The 18227-nt window shown below is 27.5% G+C and carries 15 protein-coding genes; 14 read left to right on the top strand and 1 reads right to left on the bottom strand.

The window, feature by feature from the left end; genetic code table 11:
• Positions 1 to 192 precede the first annotated feature (192 nt).
• The 9 genes from O212_RS0113300 to dltC all read left to right on the top strand — a co-directional run bounded on the left by O212_RS0113300 (position 193) and on the right by dltC (position 10731).
• Positions 193 to 750, top strand: coding sequence for a glycerol-3-phosphate responsive antiterminator (locus tag O212_RS0113300; protein ID WP_024615590.1), 558 nt, complete (start codon positions 193 to 195; stop codon positions 748 to 750).
• A gap of 100 nt (positions 751 to 850) precedes the next feature.
• Positions 851 to 2350: a glycerol kinase GlpK gene (gene glpK, locus O212_RS0113295; protein WP_024615589.1), complete on the top strand. Its 1500-nt coding sequence runs from the start codon at positions 851 to 853 to the stop codon at positions 2348 to 2350.
• Between the two features lie 205 nt (positions 2351 to 2555).
• Positions 2556 to 3989: an NAD(P)/FAD-dependent oxidoreductase gene (locus O212_RS0113290; protein WP_024615588.1), complete on the top strand. Its 1434-nt coding sequence runs from the start codon at positions 2556 to 2558 to the stop codon at positions 3987 to 3989.
• 11 nt (positions 3990 to 4000) lie between these two features.
• Complete coding sequence (locus O212_RS0113285) at positions 4001 to 5242, top strand: FAD/NAD(P)-binding oxidoreductase (protein WP_024615587.1); 1242 nt, start codon at positions 4001 to 4003, stop codon at positions 5240 to 5242.
• A gap of 229 nt (positions 5243 to 5471) precedes the next feature.
• Positions 5472 to 5825 (top strand): DUF1667 domain-containing protein, encoded by a 354-nt coding sequence (locus tag O212_RS0113280; protein ID WP_024615586.1) that lies wholly within the window; start codon positions 5472 to 5474, stop codon positions 5823 to 5825.
• 492 nt (positions 5826 to 6317) lie between these two features.
• Positions 6318 to 7529, top strand: a complete 1212-nt coding sequence (dltD, locus tag O212_RS0113275) for a D-alanyl-lipoteichoic acid biosynthesis protein DltD (RefSeq protein WP_024615585.1) — start codon at positions 6318 to 6320, stop codon at positions 7527 to 7529.
• A 109-nt stretch (positions 7530 to 7638) separates the two neighbouring features.
• On the top strand, positions 7639 to 9159 hold the full coding sequence (gene dltA, locus O212_RS0113270) for a D-alanine--poly(phosphoribitol) ligase subunit DltA (protein ID WP_024615584.1): 1521 nt from the start codon (positions 7639 to 7641) through the stop codon (positions 9157 to 9159).
• Positions 9159 to 10340 (top strand): D-alanyl-lipoteichoic acid biosynthesis protein DltB, encoded by a 1182-nt coding sequence (gene dltB, locus O212_RS0113265; protein ID WP_024615583.1) that lies wholly within the window; start codon positions 9159 to 9161, stop codon positions 10338 to 10340. The genes dltA and dltB overlap by 1 nt, the downstream gene beginning before the upstream one ends.
• Before the next feature lie 163 nt (positions 10341 to 10503).
• Positions 10504 to 10731: a D-alanine--poly(phosphoribitol) ligase subunit DltC gene (dltC, locus tag O212_RS0113260; RefSeq protein WP_024615582.1), complete on the top strand. Its 228-nt coding sequence runs from the start codon at positions 10504 to 10506 to the stop codon at positions 10729 to 10731.
• Between the two features lie 106 nt (positions 10732 to 10837).
• On the opposite strand, the gene O212_RS0113255 is transcribed toward dltC, so the two are convergent.
• A complete protein-coding gene (locus tag O212_RS0113255; protein WP_024615581.1) occupies positions 10838 to 11113 on the bottom strand; it encodes a hypothetical protein in 276 nt (91 codons plus the stop codon).
• A 424-nt stretch (positions 11114 to 11537) separates the two neighbouring features.
• Here O212_RS0113255 and O212_RS0113250 point away from each other — a divergent pair, with 424 nt between their 5' ends.
• The 5 genes from O212_RS0113250 to O212_RS0113230 all read left to right on the top strand — a co-directional run bounded on the left by O212_RS0113250 (position 11538) and on the right by O212_RS0113230 (position 17969).
• Positions 11538 to 12257 carry a MurR/RpiR family transcriptional regulator gene (locus O212_RS0113250; RefSeq protein ID WP_024615580.1) on the top strand — a complete coding sequence of 240 codons (720 nt, stop codon included), beginning with the start codon at positions 11538 to 11540 and terminating at the stop codon, positions 12255 to 12257.
• A 252-nt stretch (positions 12258 to 12509) separates the two neighbouring features.
• Positions 12510 to 13946 (top strand): glycoside hydrolase family 1 protein, encoded by a 1437-nt coding sequence (locus O212_RS0113245; RefSeq protein ID WP_024615579.1) that lies wholly within the window; start codon positions 12510 to 12512, stop codon positions 13944 to 13946.
• A 45-nt stretch (positions 13947 to 13991) separates the two neighbouring features.
• Entirely contained in the window at positions 13992 to 15353 is a 1362-nt protein-coding gene (locus O212_RS0113240) for a 6-phospho-beta-glucosidase (RefSeq protein WP_024615578.1), read from the top strand.
• A gap of 429 nt (positions 15354 to 15782) precedes the next feature.
• Entirely contained in the window at positions 15783 to 17198 is a 1416-nt protein-coding gene (locus tag O212_RS0113235; RefSeq protein ID WP_024615577.1) for an MDR family MFS transporter, read from the top strand.
• 183 nt (positions 17199 to 17381) lie between these two features.
• Positions 17382 to 17969, top strand: coding sequence for an ATP-binding protein (locus O212_RS0113230; protein WP_024615576.1), 588 nt, complete (start codon positions 17382 to 17384; stop codon positions 17967 to 17969).
• Positions 17970 to 18227 lie beyond the last annotated feature (258 nt).

Genomic DNA, 18227 nt, shown 5'->3' with positions numbered 1-18227 from the left:
AATTTATTTTAAAAATATATTTGAATTATTTATTTTTAAAATTAATAAAATCCATTGATTTTTAGCCGTTTATAAATAAATTAAATAAAATAATAGAAAAATGTTAATTAATTATCATAATTGACATATATTTTAATAGATGACATAATAAAAAACGTAGAAAACATTTACAAATGTGATAGGGGCGAGAGTATGAATTTTAAGGAAATTTTAGCAGATAATCCAGTAATAGCAGCAGTAAAAGATTTTGAGGACTTAAAGGTGGCTATAAATTCAAATATAGAAATTATATTTGTTCTTTTTGGTGACGTTCTCAATATAAAAGAAATAAGTGACATAATAGAAGCTAATAATAAAATTGGAATTGTACACATTGATTTAATTGATGGATTAAATCAAAGGGAAGCGGCAATTAAATTTTTAAAGAAAGAAACTAAATTCAAGGGAATTATTAGTACAAAACCTCAAACAATAAGATTTGCTAAAGAAAATGGTTTTATAGCAATACAAAGAAGTTTTGTATTTGATACTATATCACTTAAAAATGTTAAAAATCATTTATTAGCAGATATTGATGCGGTAGAAATATTGCCAGGTCTTATACCAAAGGTTATTCATCAAGTTACAAAGGGTTCTGAAAAACCAGTAATTTGTGGTGGACTTGTAGAAAAAAAAGAAGAAGTAATGATGGCGTTAAGTTCAGGAGCAGCATCAGTTTCAACAACTAAGAGAGAAATATGGGATATGTAAATATAGTATTTAATAGTTAATAAAGAAATATATTTATAATTTTTAAATACTATATATTATATAAAAAGCAAAACATATAGACTATAAAAGAGGTGTAGAGATGAAGGAAAAGTATATTATAGCTTTAGATCAAGGAACAACAAGTTCAAGAGCAATAGTTTTTGACAATGAGCAAAATATATTAGGAATAAGTCAAAAGGAAATAACTCAGATATATCCAAGAGAAGGATGGGTTGAGCATAATCCAATGGAAATTTGGGCGACACAATATGGTGTGCTTCAAGAAGTTATGGCAAAAACTAATATAACTCAAGAAGATGTTGCAGCTATAGGAATTACTAATCAAAGAGAAACAACTATAATATGGGATAAAAACACTGGTGAGCCTATATATAATGCAATCGTTTGGCAATGTAGAAGAACAGCTTCTATTTGCGATAGTTTAGAACAAATAGGTATGAAAGATTATATAAAAGAATCAACTGGACTTATACTTGATGCATATTTTTCAGGAACAAAAATCAAATGGATTTTAGATAATGTTGAAGGTGCTAGAGAGAAGGCCGAAAAAGGAGATTTACTTTTTGGTACTGTAGATACATGGCTTGTATGGAAGTTAACTAATGGAAAAGCACATATAACAGATTATACAAATGCATCAAGAACAATGTTATTTAATATAAATACATTACAATGGGATGAAAAAATATTAAAGGAATTAAATATTCCAAAATCAATTTTACCAGAAGTTAAAAATAGTTCAGAAATATATGGATACACAAACCTTGGTGGTAAAGGTGGAGTTAGAGTTCCTATATCAGGAATTGCTGGAGACCAACAAGCAGCATTATTTGGACAAGCTTGTTTTACAAAAGGATCAGCAAAAAATACTTATGGAACAGGATGTTTTTTACTTATGAATACAGGAGAAGAAAAAGTTGAAAGTAAAAATGGACTTTTAACAACAATAGCAATTGGATTAAATGGAAAAGTTCAATATGCATTAGAAGGTTCTGTATTTGTTGGTGGAGCTGTTATTCAATGGATAAGAGATGAGTTAATGCTTGTAAGTGATGCTCAAGATACAGAATATTTTGCAAAAAAGGTCAAAGATAATGGAGGAGTGTATGTAGTTCCAGCCTTTGTTGGACTTGGAGCACCTCATTGGGATATGTATGCAAGAGGAGCTATATTTGGATTAACAAGAGGATCAAATAGAAATCACATAATAAGAGCGGCATTAGAATCAATAGCATATCAATCAAAAGATGTATTAAATGCTATGGAAGAAGATGCAGGAATAAAAATAGATGTTCTTAAGGTTGATGGAGGAGCTAGTAAAAATGATTTCTTAATGCAATTCCAAGCTGATATATTAGAAACAGAAGTAACAAGACCAATAATTACAGAAACAACAGCACTTGGAGCAGCTTATTTAGCAGGACTTGCAGTTGGATTTTGGAAAGATAAAGAAGAAATAGCTAAGTCATGGTATGCAAGTGAAAACTTTAAACCAAAATCAGAAAAAGAACAAATAGAGAAATTATATTTAGGATGGAAGAAAGCTGTAAAAAGAGTTAGTGGATGGGAAAAAGAATAGAAATAAAAGGTAGTTTTTATTTGAAAATTATCAATGAAAACGTTTGACAATAGCAAAAATCTATGCTATTATATAACCATAATATAATATGAGTGTTAAGAGAATTAGAGTCAAGCACATAAATTAGGGATTAATAATCCTTAGTTTTTGCTTGACTTTTTTTGCTTTTAAAAAATTATAAAGCACATTCTAGGAGGTTTTATTTATGTATGATGTTGCAATTATAGGAGCAGGAGTTATAGGAGCTTCAATATTCAGAGAACTTACAAAATACAATTTAAAGGTAGCAGTATTAGAAAAAGAAAATGACGTATCAATGGGAACATCAAAAGCGAATTCAGCAATTGTTCACGCAGGTTATGACCCAAAAGTTGGGACATTAATGGCAAAGTATAATGTAAAAGGAAATGAAATGTTTGAAGATCTTTGTAAGGAATTAGATGTACCTTTTAAAAGAAATGGTTCATTAATAATTGGTTTCTCAGACGAAGATATGGAAACTATAAAAGCATTATATGAAAATGGAAATAAAATTGGAGTTAAAGGACTACAAATCTTAAACAAAGAAGAGCTTCTAGAAAGAGAGCCAAACTTAAGTGAAGAAGTTGTTGGAGCTTTATATGCACCAACAGGTGGTATTGTTGGACCATTTGAATATACAATAGCACTTATGGAAAATGGTGTATCAAATGGAGGAGACTTAATATTAAAAGCTGAAGTAACAGACATAAAGAAAGAAAATGATATATTTAAAATAACAACAAAAAATGGACAAACAATCGAAGCTAAATATGTAATTAATGCAGCAGGAATTCATGCAGACGATATACATAATTTAATCTGCAAAGAAAGCTTTAAAATAATTCCAAGAAAAGGTGAATACTTTGTAATGGATAAAACTCAAGGCAATATAGTAAGCCATACAATATTCCAATGTCCATCAAAACTTGGTAAAGGAATATTAGTAACACCAACAGTTCATGGAAACCTATTAGTTGGACCAGATGCAGAAGATTTAGATGATAAAGAAGATACAAAAACAAAAGGTGATAGACTAGATTATATAAGAGAAACATCAATGAGAACAACTAAAAAGGTTAATTTTAGAGAATCAATTAGAAACTTTGCAGGACTTAGAGCAACACCAGATAGAGGAGACTTTATAGTGGAAGAAGCAGAAGATGTGAAAAACTTTATAGATGTTGCCGGAATAAAATCACCAGGACTTTCATCAGCGCCAGCAATTGCTGAAGATGTTGTTAAAATATTAGAAGGTTGTGGATTAGAATTAGAAGAAAATAAAAATTTCAATGGTGTTAGAAAAGAAATAAGATTCATGGAATTATCACCAGAAGAAAAAGCAGAAATAATTAAGAAAGATCCAAGATACGGAAAAATAGTTTGTAGATGTGAAAGCATAACAGAAGGTGAAATAGTTGATGCTATACACAGATGTTTTGATAAAAATATGACATTAGATGGCGTTAAGAGAAGATGTAGACCAGGAATGGGAAGATGTCAAGGTGGTTTCTGTGGACCAAGAGTTCAAGAAATTATAGCTAGAGAATTAGGTATTGCATTAGAAGATATTAATCTAGAAAAAGATGGTTCATATATATTAGTAGGAAAAACAAAATAGGAGGGGTAGTTATGTACGATTTAATAGTAGTTGGAGGAGGCCCTGCAGGACTTGCAGCAGCTTATGAAGCATACAATGATGGAGTAAAGAAGATTTTAATTATAGAAAGAGACAAAGAACTTGGAGGAATATTAAATCAATGTATACACAATGGTTTTGGACTTCATACATTTAAAGAAGAATTAACTGGCCCTGAATATGCACAAAAATTTATAAACATGCTAGAAGATACAAATGTTGAAGTTAAGCTTGGTACAATGGTTCTTGATATAGATGAAAATAAAAATGTTCATGCTATAAACGAAGAAGAAGGTTATATAGTACTAAGTGCAAAAGCTATAATTCTTGCAATGGGATGTAGAGAGAGAACTAGAGGTGCTATAAATATACCTGGAGATAGACCATCTGGAGTATTTACTGCAGGAGCAGCTCAAAGATATATCAATATGGAAGGATATATGCCAGGAAAGAAAGTTTTAATATTAGGATCAGGTGATATTGGACTTATAATGGCAAGAAGAATGACTCTTGAAGGAGCTAAGGTTTATGGTGTTGTAGAACTTATGCCATATTCAAATGGATTAAACAGAAATATAGTACAATGTTTAGAAGACTATGATATACCACTATACTTATCACATACTGTTGTTGATATTGTTGGTAAAGAAAGATTAGAAAAAGTAATAATAGCTGAAGTTGATAAAAATAGAAGACCAATCAAAGGAACAGAAAAAGAATTTGATGTAGATACTTTACTTTTATCAGTTGGATTAATTCCTGAAAATGAATTATCTACAAAAGCAGGTATTACAAAAGATATGAGAACAAATGGACTTATAGTATCAGAAAGTATGGAAACATCAATAGATGGAATCTTTGCTTGTGGTAACGTAGTTCACGTTCATGACTTAGTTGATTTTGTTACTCAAGAATCAAAACATGCAGGTAAATCAGCTGCAAAATATATTAAAGATCAGTTAAATAAAGGCGAAACAATAAATATAATAAATGGTCAAAATGTAAATTATACAGTACCTCAAAGATTTAATGCTGACGCTATAGATGGAAGTATGACTGTATTTATGAGAGTAAATAACATATACCATGATAAAGCATTAGTTGTAAGAGAAGGAGATAGAGAAATAGCAAGCTTTAAGAGAAAACATCTAGCTCCATCAGAAATGGAAAAAATAATATTACCAAAGAAGCTTCTTGAAGGAGTAAAAGGTGATATTACAATATCATTAGAATAGTATAAAAGTATATTTAGAGGGAGCTTTTAAATCTCCTTCTAGATAAAGTTTTCATAAAAAATCACAACCTAAAAATAAAAAAGTTACATGTTAAAAATTTAAGTACAATGAAAAACAACCAAATTAGTAGTGAAAAACAACCTTTATAAATAAGTACAGAAAGATACGGAAATTTAATTGTTTAAAGAGAATTAATAAAATAGAGTAAATTATAGGACGGTGAAAATCGATGATTAGGGAATTAATTTGCATAAGTTGTCCAATGGGATGTCATTTAAAAGTAGATACAGATAAAAAAACAGTTACAGGTAATACTTGTAAACGTGGTGAAATATATGGATTAAATGAAGTTACAAATCCAGTTAGAGTTGTAACTTCAACAGTAAAGGTAGAAGGTGGAGAACTTCCAGTAATACCAGTAAAAACAAATGGAGCAATTCCAAAACCTTTAAATTTTGAATGTATGAAGGTTATAAATGAAACAACAATAAAGGCTCCAGTGAAAATGGGAGATATAGTTATTAAGGATGTACTAGGAACAGGTGTAGACGTAGTTGCTAGTAGAAACATAGAAGCTGTGTAGGTAAGAAGCTATTATAGCTTATTAAAAATAAAATTTAATCACACAACGTACCTCTTAAGGGCAATTTGAATTTGAAATAAAGTTCAGATTGCCCTTAATTTGTGAATTACATTATTAATTATTGTAATAATTTTGACTTTGTTTTGTAATTGTATATAAAATTTATACATTTTATAATTATTAGGGAAAGTAGATAAAAGTATTTTAATTGAAAAAATTGTAAATAAAGTGCTATATTAAAAATGAATAGTTAGTTAATTATTTGGTAAAATAGCATAACTTAAACACATATAAGAACGCTGTAAAATGGCATTGTAAGGTGGATTTTTATTATTGTATAAATGTACCTTAAGAAGTACTTAAGGTACTGTTTACAATTTGTTAAAAACAATTAAATTAATGTAATTGAATATTATTAAAAATAGTAATAATATTTCAAATGGAATTTATTTATTTCAGAGACTTTATGTAACTTTAAGAGAGGAGCAAGGTATGAAAAAATTATTATATTTTATAATACCATTAATAATAGGGGTATTATTTGCTTTTGGATTAGACAAGCTTTTAGATAATGCAAATAATAAATTAATGCAAGAAAAAAATTTAGTACCTCTTATGGGAGAATATGCAACAGATATAAAAGGAAAAGGTGTAATTATAAATAATGAATTCTTGAATCAAGATGCAATAATGATGCTTGGTGCTTCAGATTTAAGACATGCAACAAGACAGCATCCAACACGTTATTTTAATACTAATAGAAGTAAAAATAAGGTTTTTACAATAGGTAGACCTTTTACTCAAGAATTACAAGATGCAATTACATTAGGAAGTACAGATCCAAATATAAAAGGTAAAAAGGTAGTATTGCTTGAATCTTTACAATGGTTTGTTCATCCAAAGGGAGTTGCACCTCAAGACTTCCAAGGAAGATTTTCACCAGTTCAATTTTATACTTTTTTAAATAATCCTAAGATTTCTAAGGAAAATAAAATTGAATTAACAAAAAAGACAGCAAGACTTTTAAAGGGTAATGATGAATATAAAAGTGAAAGACTTTATTCAATTTTATATGATGATAATTCATTTATAGGTAAAGTTGAAAAAGTATTATTATATCCTTATTTTAAATTAAGAGAAAAAGAAGTTACTTTAAAAGAAAAAGGGCTTTTATATAAAAAGTTAAAAACACTTAAAAATAAAACAGAAAAAGATGAAGAATTAGGAAAGCCTTTCAATTGGAAATCAGAAGAAGCTCTAGCTATTAAGGATGCTAAGAAAAGAGTTGGAAATGCTCCACAGAAGCTAGATAAAGATTATTATTATAAAACTTTAAAACCACATTTAAGTAAATTAAAGAATAAATATGCAAATGTCAACTTATTAAAATCTAAAGAAATGGATGATTATAAATATTTCTTAAGTGTATGTAAAGAAATGGGTGTAGATTTAACTGTAGTATTAATGCCATGTTATCCTTGGTATTATGACTATGCAGGTGTATCTCAAAAGGAAAGATTTGAATTCTATGATGTTATTGGCAACTTAGCTAAAAAAGATGGATTTAAAGTTATGGATTTAAGAGATAAAGAAAAAGAAGATTATTATTTAAGAGATGTTATGCATTTAGGAACGAGAGGATGGTTAGATGTCAGCAAAAAACTCTACGAACAATACAATGAAGAGCAAGTATTTAATAATTAGTATAATAATTACATTAATTATAATAGCAGCTATATTAATAGTAACATTTACACCATTTAAACAAATACCATTTATTTATAATGAGTTTTAATCTAAGGAGGATATTAATATGGAGATAATCAAAGGGATTAAAAAATATGCGAATACAGATAGAATAGCTTTAAAATGTGATGGTGAAGAATTATCATATAAAGATTTAGATAGATTTTCAGAAAGTATAGGAGCTTATTTAAGGGAAATACATAATGATGACACACCAATTATAATATATGGTAATAAAGATAATTTAATAGTTCCTTGTATGATAGGAGCATTAAAATCAGGAAGAGCTTATATACCACTAGATGTAACATTTCCTGTAGAAAGAGTTTTAACAGTAGCAGAAGAAGTAGAGCCTAAGATAGTATTTAACTTTACTGAATCACCAAAAGAAGAATTTGGTTCAAAGGTTACAGTATTAGATAAAGAAGATATAAATAGAATCTTGGAAGATTATAGAGATGAGGTTATTGATGAAAAAGCATGGGTAAAAGAAGATGAAAATGCATATATGCTATTTACTTCAGGAAGTACTGGAAAACCAAAGGGAGTACAAATAAGTAGTAATAACTTAGATAATTTTACTAAGTGGATTATTGATTATTTAAAAATAGATAATAGTGGAATGGTAATTATGAACCAGGTTTCATATTCATTTGATGTATCAGTTATAGCTTTATATGGAGGACTTATAAATGGTGCAACATTATTTTCACTATCAAAGAAGACTATGGGAAATTATAAAGAGTTATTTAAACAATTTGCAGAATCAAATATAAATCTTTGGGTATCAACACCATCATTTGTCGGAATCTGTTTAAATGAAGATAGCTTTAATAGTAAGATGATGCCAAAGCTTAATTCAATGATAGTTCTTGGTGAAGTTTTATCAAAGAATTTATCAAAAGAAGTTTTAGAGAGATTTCCGAATCTTAGATTAATGAATGGATATGGTCCTACAGAAGCAACTGTTGCAGTAACAGCTATAGATGTTACTGATGAAATAATAAATGATGATAAAAGTATTCCAATAGGATATGCTATGGATGGAATAGAGATTAGAATCATTGATAAGGATGGAAAAGAAGTAGCTGATGGAGAAAAAGGCGAAATAATAATGATTGGAAAATCAGTATCAAAAGGTTATTTCAAGAATGAAGAAAAAACAAAAGAAGTTTTCTACTATGAAGATGTTAATGGCGAAAAGCAAAGAGCTTATAGAGCTGGAGATATAGGATATAGAATAGATGGTAAAATATATTATTGTGGTAGAAAAGATTTCCAAATAAAGCTTAATGGATTCAGAATAGAAATAGAGGATATTGAAAACAATCTTTGTAAGGTTCCTAATGTAAGAAATGCAGTAGTATTACCTGTATATAAAGATGAAAAAATTGCATATCTTCAAGGTGTTGTTGAATTAAAAGAAAAGAATAACTTAAGCAATTTAAAAAATGGAATGATGATTAAAAAGGAATTGGAAAAATTAATACAATCATATATGGTTCCAAGAAGTATAAAAATAGTTGAGGAATTCCCAATAAATACAAATGGAAAAATAGATAGAAAGAAACTTATGGAGGCAATGTAATGACTTTTTCACAATATGGAGATTATTTATATCTATACATATTATTGTTAACTGCCATTCCTGCTATAGTTTTAGGTTTATGTGGTAAAAAGATAAAAATATATGGAATGATTGTAACTATATTTATGATATTTATTATAGTTGGATTAAATGTGCAGTTTGAATTTTTATGTGCATTTATAATATGGGAACTAATAATAGTATATGGGTATTTATTTGTTAGGAAAAAAACAGAAAGTGCTATAGTATATAGAATTTTCTTATTTGCCTCAATGTTACCTGTAATACTTAATAAGATTTCACCACATTTTGATTTAATAGTTCCAAACGCAAAAATAACAATAATAGGGTTTATAGGTATATCATACTTAAACTTTAGGGTTATACAAATGGTTGTTGAAATATATGACGGGGCAATAAAAGAAGTTAAATTATCTACATTTTTATACTTTGTTTTATTCTTCCCAACATTAAGTTCAGGACCAATAGATAGATCAAGAAGATTTGAAAAAGATTTAGATAAAGAAATTTCAAAATCAGAGTATATAAATGATTATTTAGTACCTGGTATAACAAAAATATTTTTTGGTGTTTTATATAAATTTGTAATAGCATTTTTAATAAATACAATGTGGTTTACAAAAATACCAACAAATCATTTAGCATTTGGGCATGCATATCAATATATGATAGCTTATACTTTATACCTATTTTTTGACTTTGCAGGATATAGTTTATTTGCTATAGGTACAAGTTATATATTTGGTATAAAAGCACCAGATAACTTTAACAAACCATTTATTAGTAAAGATATGAAAGAATTCTGGACAAGATGGCATATATCTCTTTCAAGATGGTTTGGAGATTATATATTCTCAAGATTTGTAATAAGTTCTATGAGAAAAAAAAGATTTAAAAAAAGAGCTACAGCATCTCATGTTGCACAAATGATAACAATGATAACAATGGGATTTTGGCATGGATTAACTTGGTATTATATAGTTTACGGTATATATGAAGGATTAGTTTTAGTTCTTACAGATATATATCAAAAGAAATCAAAATTTTATAAAGCTCATAAAAAAGAAAAGTGGTTTCAATATTTACAAATATTCATTACATGGCATATAGCAGGATTTGGTTTATTAATATTCTCAGGTTATTTTGCAATAGTAAAATAAAAATTAATTAATTTTTATATAAACTTAATATAAAATTAATAGAGAAATATATAATTTAGTATTAAAATAAGGTTATATGTTAAAAAGGAAGTTTTAAAGGTTAGTAGACCTAGTAAAATAAAATTTTATAAAAAGAAATTTAAAAGCAAAGGGGAATTTAAACATGCAAGAAAAAGTAATAGAGATTTTTGAAGAAGTAACAGGTTGTGATGAAATAAGAGATGATTTAGAATTAGATTTATTTGAAGCTGGTCTTTTAGATTCACTTGCAATAATAGAAGTATTATTACAAATTGAAGAAAAGCTTGGAATTAAGTTACAACCAACTGATTTAGAAAGATCAGATATGGCTACAGTAAATAACTTAGTAGCATTCTTAGAAACAAGATAATATTAATTAAAAACATAATAATAGACATACATAAAAAAGAGATATTCAAATAATTGAATATCTCTTTTTTGACGCAAAATCTTTTGGTTATTTTAGTTTATATTTATTATTTTTTATGTTTTGTAAGGTTTTTATTTATATGTTCAATCTCTTCATATTCATTTAATCTGTCTGCCATACTATCTGTGTAATCAAATTCCATCCAAGCTATGTTATTTGTTACTATAGGGTCTGTTGCTGGATTTGGAATCATAGTAACATCACCATTTGGAGCTTCACTTGATATCTTTTCATTACTTTCATAATAGTAATCTCTTTCTTTGGGCAAATAATCATAACTTTTAGTTTTGTTTTCAATGTTGTTTGAATTATTTTTTTTCATAATTAATCCCTCCTCTTAGTTAGTTTCTCCATAAAGAAAAAATATATTAAGGTTATTTATAGGTATGATTTTCAAAATTTTATAAAAATTTTTAATATGAAAATTAAACTGAATATATTAAATTCTAGTAATAGTTATATTTTATGTGATAAAGTATTAATTAAAGAAGGATTAAGGCTAAGTTTATGGAAAAGTTTAGGTTAAAATAAGATTATGATTTTAAAATATTGTGGATTTAAATATATAGATAAAAATACGAAGAATAGCATTAAAAGACTAATAATATTTAAGTATATTAGTTTTATAGTTTTATTATAGTAGTATTAATAATATAATTTAAAAGTTTTATTATTAAAGAGAGTATATTATAGAAAAAGTTTATTTGAAATATTGGATAGATTTGAGATAAAGTGGGGATGAGAATATGTTTGATTTAGAAGCTATTAAAAGTTTTAATGATTTGGAATTTAGTGTTTATGATTATGTGATGAAAAATAAAAATACAGTAGTATATATGAGAATAAGAGAACTTGCAGATGAAGCACATGTATCAACAACTACAGTTCTAAGATTTTGCAAAAAGCTTGGTTGTGACGGTTTTTCAGAATTTAAAATTAAATTAAAAATGTATTTGGAAAATGAAGAAAATTTTGATATGAAAAATGATAAAAGTATTATAGTTGAATTTTTAAATAGGGCAGATGGGGATAATTTCAAAAAAGATTTAGAAAAGGCGGCAATAGCACTTAAAGAGGCTAAGTATATATTTTGCATAGGATTTGGTAGTTCAGGTGCCATGGCAAACTATGCCTCAAGATATTTTGCAGGTCTTGGAAAATTTTCATTACCAATAACAGACCCATATTATCCAACAGAAAGTGTTTATGTGGAAGGTAGCGTAACACTTGCTTTTTCAGTATCAGGTGAATCAAATGCATCAATAACACATACAAATAGAATGAAAAGTGCAGGTGGAAAAATTATATCAATAACAAATAGTAAAAATTGTACTATGGCTAACTTAGCAGATATAAAACTTGCTTATTATGTACCACAAGAGAAGCGTGGAACAAACGAAGCAACAACACAAATACCAGTACTTTATATAGTGGAAGATTTGGGAAAAAGGATGAATACATTATAGTGTTTAGTTATTATTAAAAATAAATTTTATGGTTAACATAATATTTTCATCTATTTAATATGAATATAAAGTTAAAAAACATCTTATAACAAGATGTTTTTTTTATATAACAAATTACTTAAAGGTGGTAGCTGTTTTTTATTATGTTAAATCTATTTACCAAATATTTTAAAGTAAATATAATTAGGGCAAGAGAGAAAAAAGTATAAAAATAAGTTAATTAAAAAAAGTATTGCTCAAGGAGAGAATAATATGATTTATGAGAAGTTAGATGGATTTAAAGATGATTTTTTATGGGGGTCAGCATCAGCAGCATATCAAGTTGAAGGAGCACATGATAAGGATGGTAAAGGACCTTCAATATGGGATGAATATGTTAAAATTCCTGGTAATACATTTAAAAATACAAATGGAAATGTAGCAGTTGATCATTACAATAGATATAAAGAAGATGTTAAGCTTATGTCAGAAATGGGACTTAAAGCTTATAGATTTTCAATAGCATGGAGTAGAATTTTTCCAAAAGGCAAAGGAGAAGTAAATGAAAAAGGATTAGAGTTTTATGATAATTTAATAAATGAATTAATAAAACATAACATAGAACCTATAGTTACAATATATCATTGGGATTTACCTCAAGAATTACAAGCTTTATATAAAGGGTGGGAATCAAGAGAAATAATTGATGATTTTAATAATTATTGCATTACTTTGTATAAAAGATTCGGAGATAGAGTTAAGTATTGGGTTACACTAAATGAACAAAATATATTTATAGGACTTGGATATAAATTAGCTCTTCATCCACCAAAGGTAAGTAATTTAAAAAGAATGCTTCAAGCAAATCATATAGCAAATCTTGCAAATGCAAAGGCAATAAAGTCATTTAGAAAGTATGTTCCAAATGGAAAAATAGGTCCAAGCTTTGCATTATCACCTAATTATGCTTATACAAGTAAACCTGAAGATGTTCTTGCTATGGAAAATGCAGAAGAAATGAATGTTAATTGGTGGCTTGATGTTTATTGCAAGGGAGAATATCAAAAGATAGCATTTAGACATTTCGAAAGACTTGGAGTAGAACCAATTATAGAGGAGGGTGATATTGGACTTTTAAAAGAAGGTAAGCCTGACTTTATAGGAGTTAATTATTATCAAACAACAACAGTTGAAATGAATCCATTGAATGGAGTTACAGAAAATGGAGAGTTTAATACAACAGGTAAAAAGGGAACAGCAAAATCTACTGGAGTACCTGGTGCATATAAAACTGTAAAAAATCCAAATCTTGAAGCAACAAACTGGGATTGGACTATAGATCCAGAAGGATTAAGAATTGGAATGAGAAGAATAACAAGTAGATATGATTTACCTATACTTATAACAGAAAATGGACTTGGTGAATTCGATAAATTAGAAAGCGGAAAAATCCATGATAAATACAGAATAGATTATTTAAGTAAACATATAAAAGCATGTAAAGAAGCAATAAATGATGGAGTTGAATTAATAGGATATTGTACATGGTCATTTACTGATCTTTTAAGTTGGCTTAATGGTTATCAAAAGAGATATGGATTTGTTTATGTAGATAGAGAAGAAGATAATGAAAAAGAATTGAAAAGATACAAGAAAGATAGTTTTTATTGGTATAAAAATGTTATAGAAACAAATGGGGAAGAATTATAAAAATTAATATAAATTTATTAAGGTTAAACTTTGGGAGGTTTTATTATGAGTAAAAAAGGATTAAAGATAGTTACTATAGGGGGAGGATCAAGTTATACTCCAGAATTAGTTGAAGGTATTATAAAAAGATATGATGAAATGCCAGTTTCAGAATATTGGCTAGTTGATATTGAAGAAGGAAAAGAAAAACTTGAAATAGTAGGAAATCTTGCAAAAAGAATGGTTGAAAAAGCTGGAGTTCCAATGGAAATACATTTAACTCTAGATAGAAGAGAAGCATTAAAAGATGCAGATTTTGTTACAACTCAATTAAGAGTAGGACTTTTAAAGGCAAGAGCTAAAGATGAAAGAATTCCATTAAGTTATGGCTACTTAGGACAAGAAACAAATGGAGCAGGTGGTCTTTTTAAAGCACTTAGAACAGTTCCAGTTATTCTTGATATAGCAAAAGATATAAGTGAACTTTGTCCTAATGCATGGCTTATTAATTTTACAAATCCAGCAGGAATAGTAACGGAAGCACTTTTAAGATATGGAGTTCATAAGAAAGTAATTGGTGTTTGTAATGTTCCAATAGGAATGGAATTTGGAATAGCTGAACTTTTAGGAGTAGAAAAAGATAGAGTAACAATTGATTTTGCAGGATTAAACCATATGGTTTATGGAGAAAGAGTTTATTTAGATGGCAAAGATATTACAGATGAAGTTATAAATAAGATGATACATGGAGAAGGAATTCAAGGAGTTGCTAATATAGTATCTTTAGGATGGGATCCAGCATTTATAAAAGCATTTGGAGTAATAACTTGTCCATATCATAGATATTATTATAAGAAAAAAGATATGCTAGACAACGAATTAAGAGAATTTGCAGAAGGAAAGACAAGAGCAGAAGTAGTAATGAAACTTGAAGAAAAATTGTTTGAACTTTATAAAGATGTAAACTTAGATGTTAAGCCAGAGGAACTTTCAAAAAGAGGTGGAGCACACTATTCAGATGTAGCATGTAATGTAATAAATGGTATCTATAATAATAAGCATAATATAGTTGCTGTAAATACAAAAAATAATGGAAAGCTTAAGCAATTTGATAATAATTCAGCAGTAGAAATAAGCTGTTATATAACAAAAGATGGTCCAGTACCAGTTGAAACAGTAACAGATTTACCAATGGCCGCTCAAGGATTAACATCACAAATAAAAGCATTTGAAAGATTAGCAGCAGAAGCAGCATATACAGGAGATTATAATACTGCGCTTCTTGCAATGGTTACAAATCCTTTAGTTTCAGATGATATAAAAGGAAGAAAAATATTGAATGATATGTTAATTGCACACAAAAAATATTTACCACAATTTAAAAAAGCTATAGATGCAATTGAAAAAGTAAACTTAGCAGAGTTTTAGATTAAATTATAAATTAACTTTATGAATTAAGTTTTAATTATGTCTATATAGAATTGACTCTATAAATTAAGAAGAATATAATTTGTATGATAAAACTACATGGTTAAAAATAAACTATGTAGTTTTATTTATTTAAAAACTAAAGCAATTGTTTGAATTATTAATAGTATTTAAGTACAAATATAGAAAAATATTTTATTAAAATATTTTATTAAAATTTTCTAATAAAAATACATAGCTATCTCAGTTTTAAGTATAATCTCTAAGAATATAATCTGAAAATATAATCTATTTTAAAAAATCAATTATAATTAATAAAAAAATAATTGAAAACACTTATAATTACTCGAATTAAATTAAAAGAAAAATTAAAAATAATTGTTATAGTTTAAAAGTACTATGATGATATATAAGAAAGAAGGTTAAAAAATGGCTGAGGAAGATAAAATTTTACAAAAAAAATTTAATCCTATACTAATAGCAGCTGTATTTGTAGTTGGAGGATTTGTTTCTTTTTTAAATGGAACATTAATAACAACAGCACTCCCAACTATAATGAGGGATTTAAAAATAGATCCAGTAACAGGTCAATGGCTTACTACAGCATTTATGTTAGTAACAGGAATTGTTATTCCATGTACAGCGTTTTTAATAGATAAGTTTTCAACAAGAAAATTATTTTTTGGATCTATGGGACTTTTTACTATAGGGACAATTCTTGCAGGATTTTCAACTAGTTTTGAAATGTTACTTGCTGCAAGAATAATACAAGCAATTGGAGCTGGAATTATTATGCCACTTATGCAAACTGTATATTTAATAATATTCCCTAAGAATAAAAGGGGTGTTGCAATGGGGGTTGTTGGTATAATAGTAGCATTTGCACCAGCTATTGGACCTACTCTTGCAGGATTTGTAGTGGATAATTATCCTTGGAGATATTTATTTCACTTTATAACACCAATTTGTATTATTGATTTAATATTTGCATTTTTTGTGCTTAAAAATGTTACTGGTGGAAAAGATGAAAAACTTGATTTTATATCACTTATTACATCAACAGTAGGATTTGGTGGGTTATTATTAGGATTTAGTAATGCTGGAAACTATGGATGGGTAGATTATAGAACAATTGTGCCTATTTTGGCTGGGATTTTATGTTTATGTATATTTACTATTAGACAATTTAAAGGTAAATATCCTATGCTTAATTTAAATGTATTTAAAAGCAAAGTATTTACATACTCAACAATAGTGGTAATGATTGTTTATGCAGGTCTTGTATCAGCAGAGCTTATAATTCCAATGTATATACAAATGGCAAGAGGGTATTCAGCCTTTGATTCAGGGCTTATGTTAATGCCAGGTGCAATTACAATGGGAATTTTAAGTCCTATAACAGGTAAAATATTTGATAAATATGGAGCAAGAAAGTTAGCACTAAGTGGTGTAACTCTTTTAGGAATTGGTACATTAGGATTAGCATTTTTAACATCAACTACAAAGCCAGAATATATAACAATATTATATACAATACGTTTATTTGGTATGGCAATGTTTATGATGCCAGTTACAACTTTAGGCTTAAATTCATTAGAAAATAAAGAATTAGCACATGGTACTGCTATTAATAATACATTAAGACAAGTAGCAGGTTCAATAGGAACTGCTGTACTTGTAACAGTAATGAGTAATGCAACAGCAAATTCAGGAATACATAATAAAGAACTTGCAACTATTCATGGTATGAATGTTGCTTTTGCAGTATCAGCAGTACTTAGTTTTATAGGATTAGTTATAGTATTTTTTACAATAAAAGATAAGAAAAAAGTACAAGATAAATAATATATAATTCTTTCCATAATAAATAATTTGAAAATAAAAATATTTATTTTTTTTAGGTTAACTTATAAGTTAAATTTATTTAATAATTGAAACTTATAAGTTAAACTGATATAATAATTATGTTTTCGTTAAATTTAGATGAAATTTAAATAAAAATGTGATTATTTAAAGGAGAGAGATTATATGCCTGTAAGAATAGCCATCCTAGGTGGTCCAAGATGTGGAAAGACAACATTAATACAGCAACTATATGTTGATTTAAAAATAAGAGATTTAAATGTTGGGGTTGCAACAGAATATAGCACTGACTACTTAAGAGATAAAGGTATGATAGAAACAATATCAGAACAGTATGGTATATATTTAGGACAAGCTCAATTAGAAGAAAGTTTAAATGAGTTTGATTATGCAATAACAGATTATGCTACATTTGTTCCGTATATATATGGAAGATTTATGTTAGGGGATAAAAAGAGAACAAAAAAAGAAATAGAAATATTAAAAGATTTATATATACTAGCTTTAAGAGACTTACCAAAGTACGATCATATATTCTTTGTGCCAAGAGAGTTTGGTTATACACAAGATGGTGTAAGATGGCAAGATGAAGATTTAGCAAGTGCAATAGATAAAGCAATATTAAGTTTCTTAGAAGCAGAAAATGTTAATTTTGAAGTTATAACAGGTTCAACAAAAGAAAGATCAGAAAAGATTTTAGATATAGTTGGAATAAAAGATATAGAAATAAAGGCTGCTATGCCACAAAAATAATAAATTTATAAGAGCTTATTGAAGTTATTTAGTTAAATGACTTCAATAAGTTTTTTTTATTTAATATAAAAGCAGAAATTTGTAGATAATAAAAATTTTTATAGTATACAAATAAAAAGTATTTAGTGATTATTACAGTATATTTTTTCAAATAATTACTTTAGTGTGGTAGCAGGTATAAAAGAAGTGTGTATATGTAAGTGGAAATTTAAGGATACTGTATAAGAATTTTAAAAATATAAAAGGAATATATAAATA

It is taken from the genome of Clostridium sp. Ade.TY (genome assembly GCF_000498355.1).
In the GTDB taxonomy this organism is placed as follows: domain Bacteria; phylum Bacillota; class Clostridia; order Clostridiales; family Clostridiaceae; genus Clostridium.
Note: the sequence above shows the minus strand (reverse complement) of the source record. Positions and strands in the feature narration are given on the sequence as shown.

Bases quoted from the DNA above. Each gene is read 5' to 3' on its own strand.
- O212_RS0113255 (WP_024615581.1), bottom strand. From the start codon at position 11,113: ATGAAAAAAAATAATTCAAACAACATTGAAAACAAAACTAAAAGTTAT.
- O212_RS0113290 (WP_024615588.1), top strand. From the start codon at position 2,556: ATGTATGATGTTGCAATTATAGGAGCAGGAGTTATAGGAGCTTCAATA.
- dltD (WP_024615585.1), top strand. From the start codon at position 6,318: ATGAAAAAATTATTATATTTTATAATACCATTAATAATAGGGGTATTA.
- O212_RS0113280 (WP_024615586.1), top strand. From the start codon at position 5,472: ATGATTAGGGAATTAATTTGCATAAGTTGTCCAATGGGATGTCATTTA.
- O212_RS0113245 (WP_024615579.1), top strand. From the start codon at position 12,510: ATGATTTATGAGAAGTTAGATGGATTTAAAGATGATTTTTTATGGGGG.
- O212_RS0113235 (WP_024615577.1), top strand. From the start codon at position 15,783: ATGGCTGAGGAAGATAAAATTTTACAAAAAAAATTTAATCCTATACTA.
- dltC (WP_024615582.1), top strand. From the start codon at position 10,504: ATGCAAGAAAAAGTAATAGAGATTTTTGAAGAAGTAACAGGTTGTGAT.
- O212_RS0113300 (WP_024615590.1), top strand. From the start codon at position 193: ATGAATTTTAAGGAAATTTTAGCAGATAATCCAGTAATAGCAGCAGTA.
- O212_RS0113230 (WP_024615576.1), top strand. From the start codon at position 17,382: ATGCCTGTAAGAATAGCCATCCTAGGTGGTCCAAGATGTGGAAAGACA.
- glpK (WP_024615589.1), top strand. From the start codon at position 851: ATGAAGGAAAAGTATATTATAGCTTTAGATCAAGGAACAACAAGTTCA.
- dltB (WP_024615583.1), top strand. From the start codon at position 9,159: ATGACTTTTTCACAATATGGAGATTATTTATATCTATACATATTATTG.
- O212_RS0113285 (WP_024615587.1), top strand. From the start codon at position 4,001: ATGTACGATTTAATAGTAGTTGGAGGAGGCCCTGCAGGACTTGCAGCA.
- O212_RS0113250 (WP_024615580.1), top strand. From the start codon at position 11,538: ATGTTTGATTTAGAAGCTATTAAAAGTTTTAATGATTTGGAATTTAGT.
- dltA (WP_024615584.1), top strand. From the start codon at position 7,639: ATGGAGATAATCAAAGGGATTAAAAAATATGCGAATACAGATAGAATA.
- O212_RS0113240 (WP_024615578.1), top strand. From the start codon at position 13,992: ATGAGTAAAAAAGGATTAAAGATAGTTACTATAGGGGGAGGATCAAGT.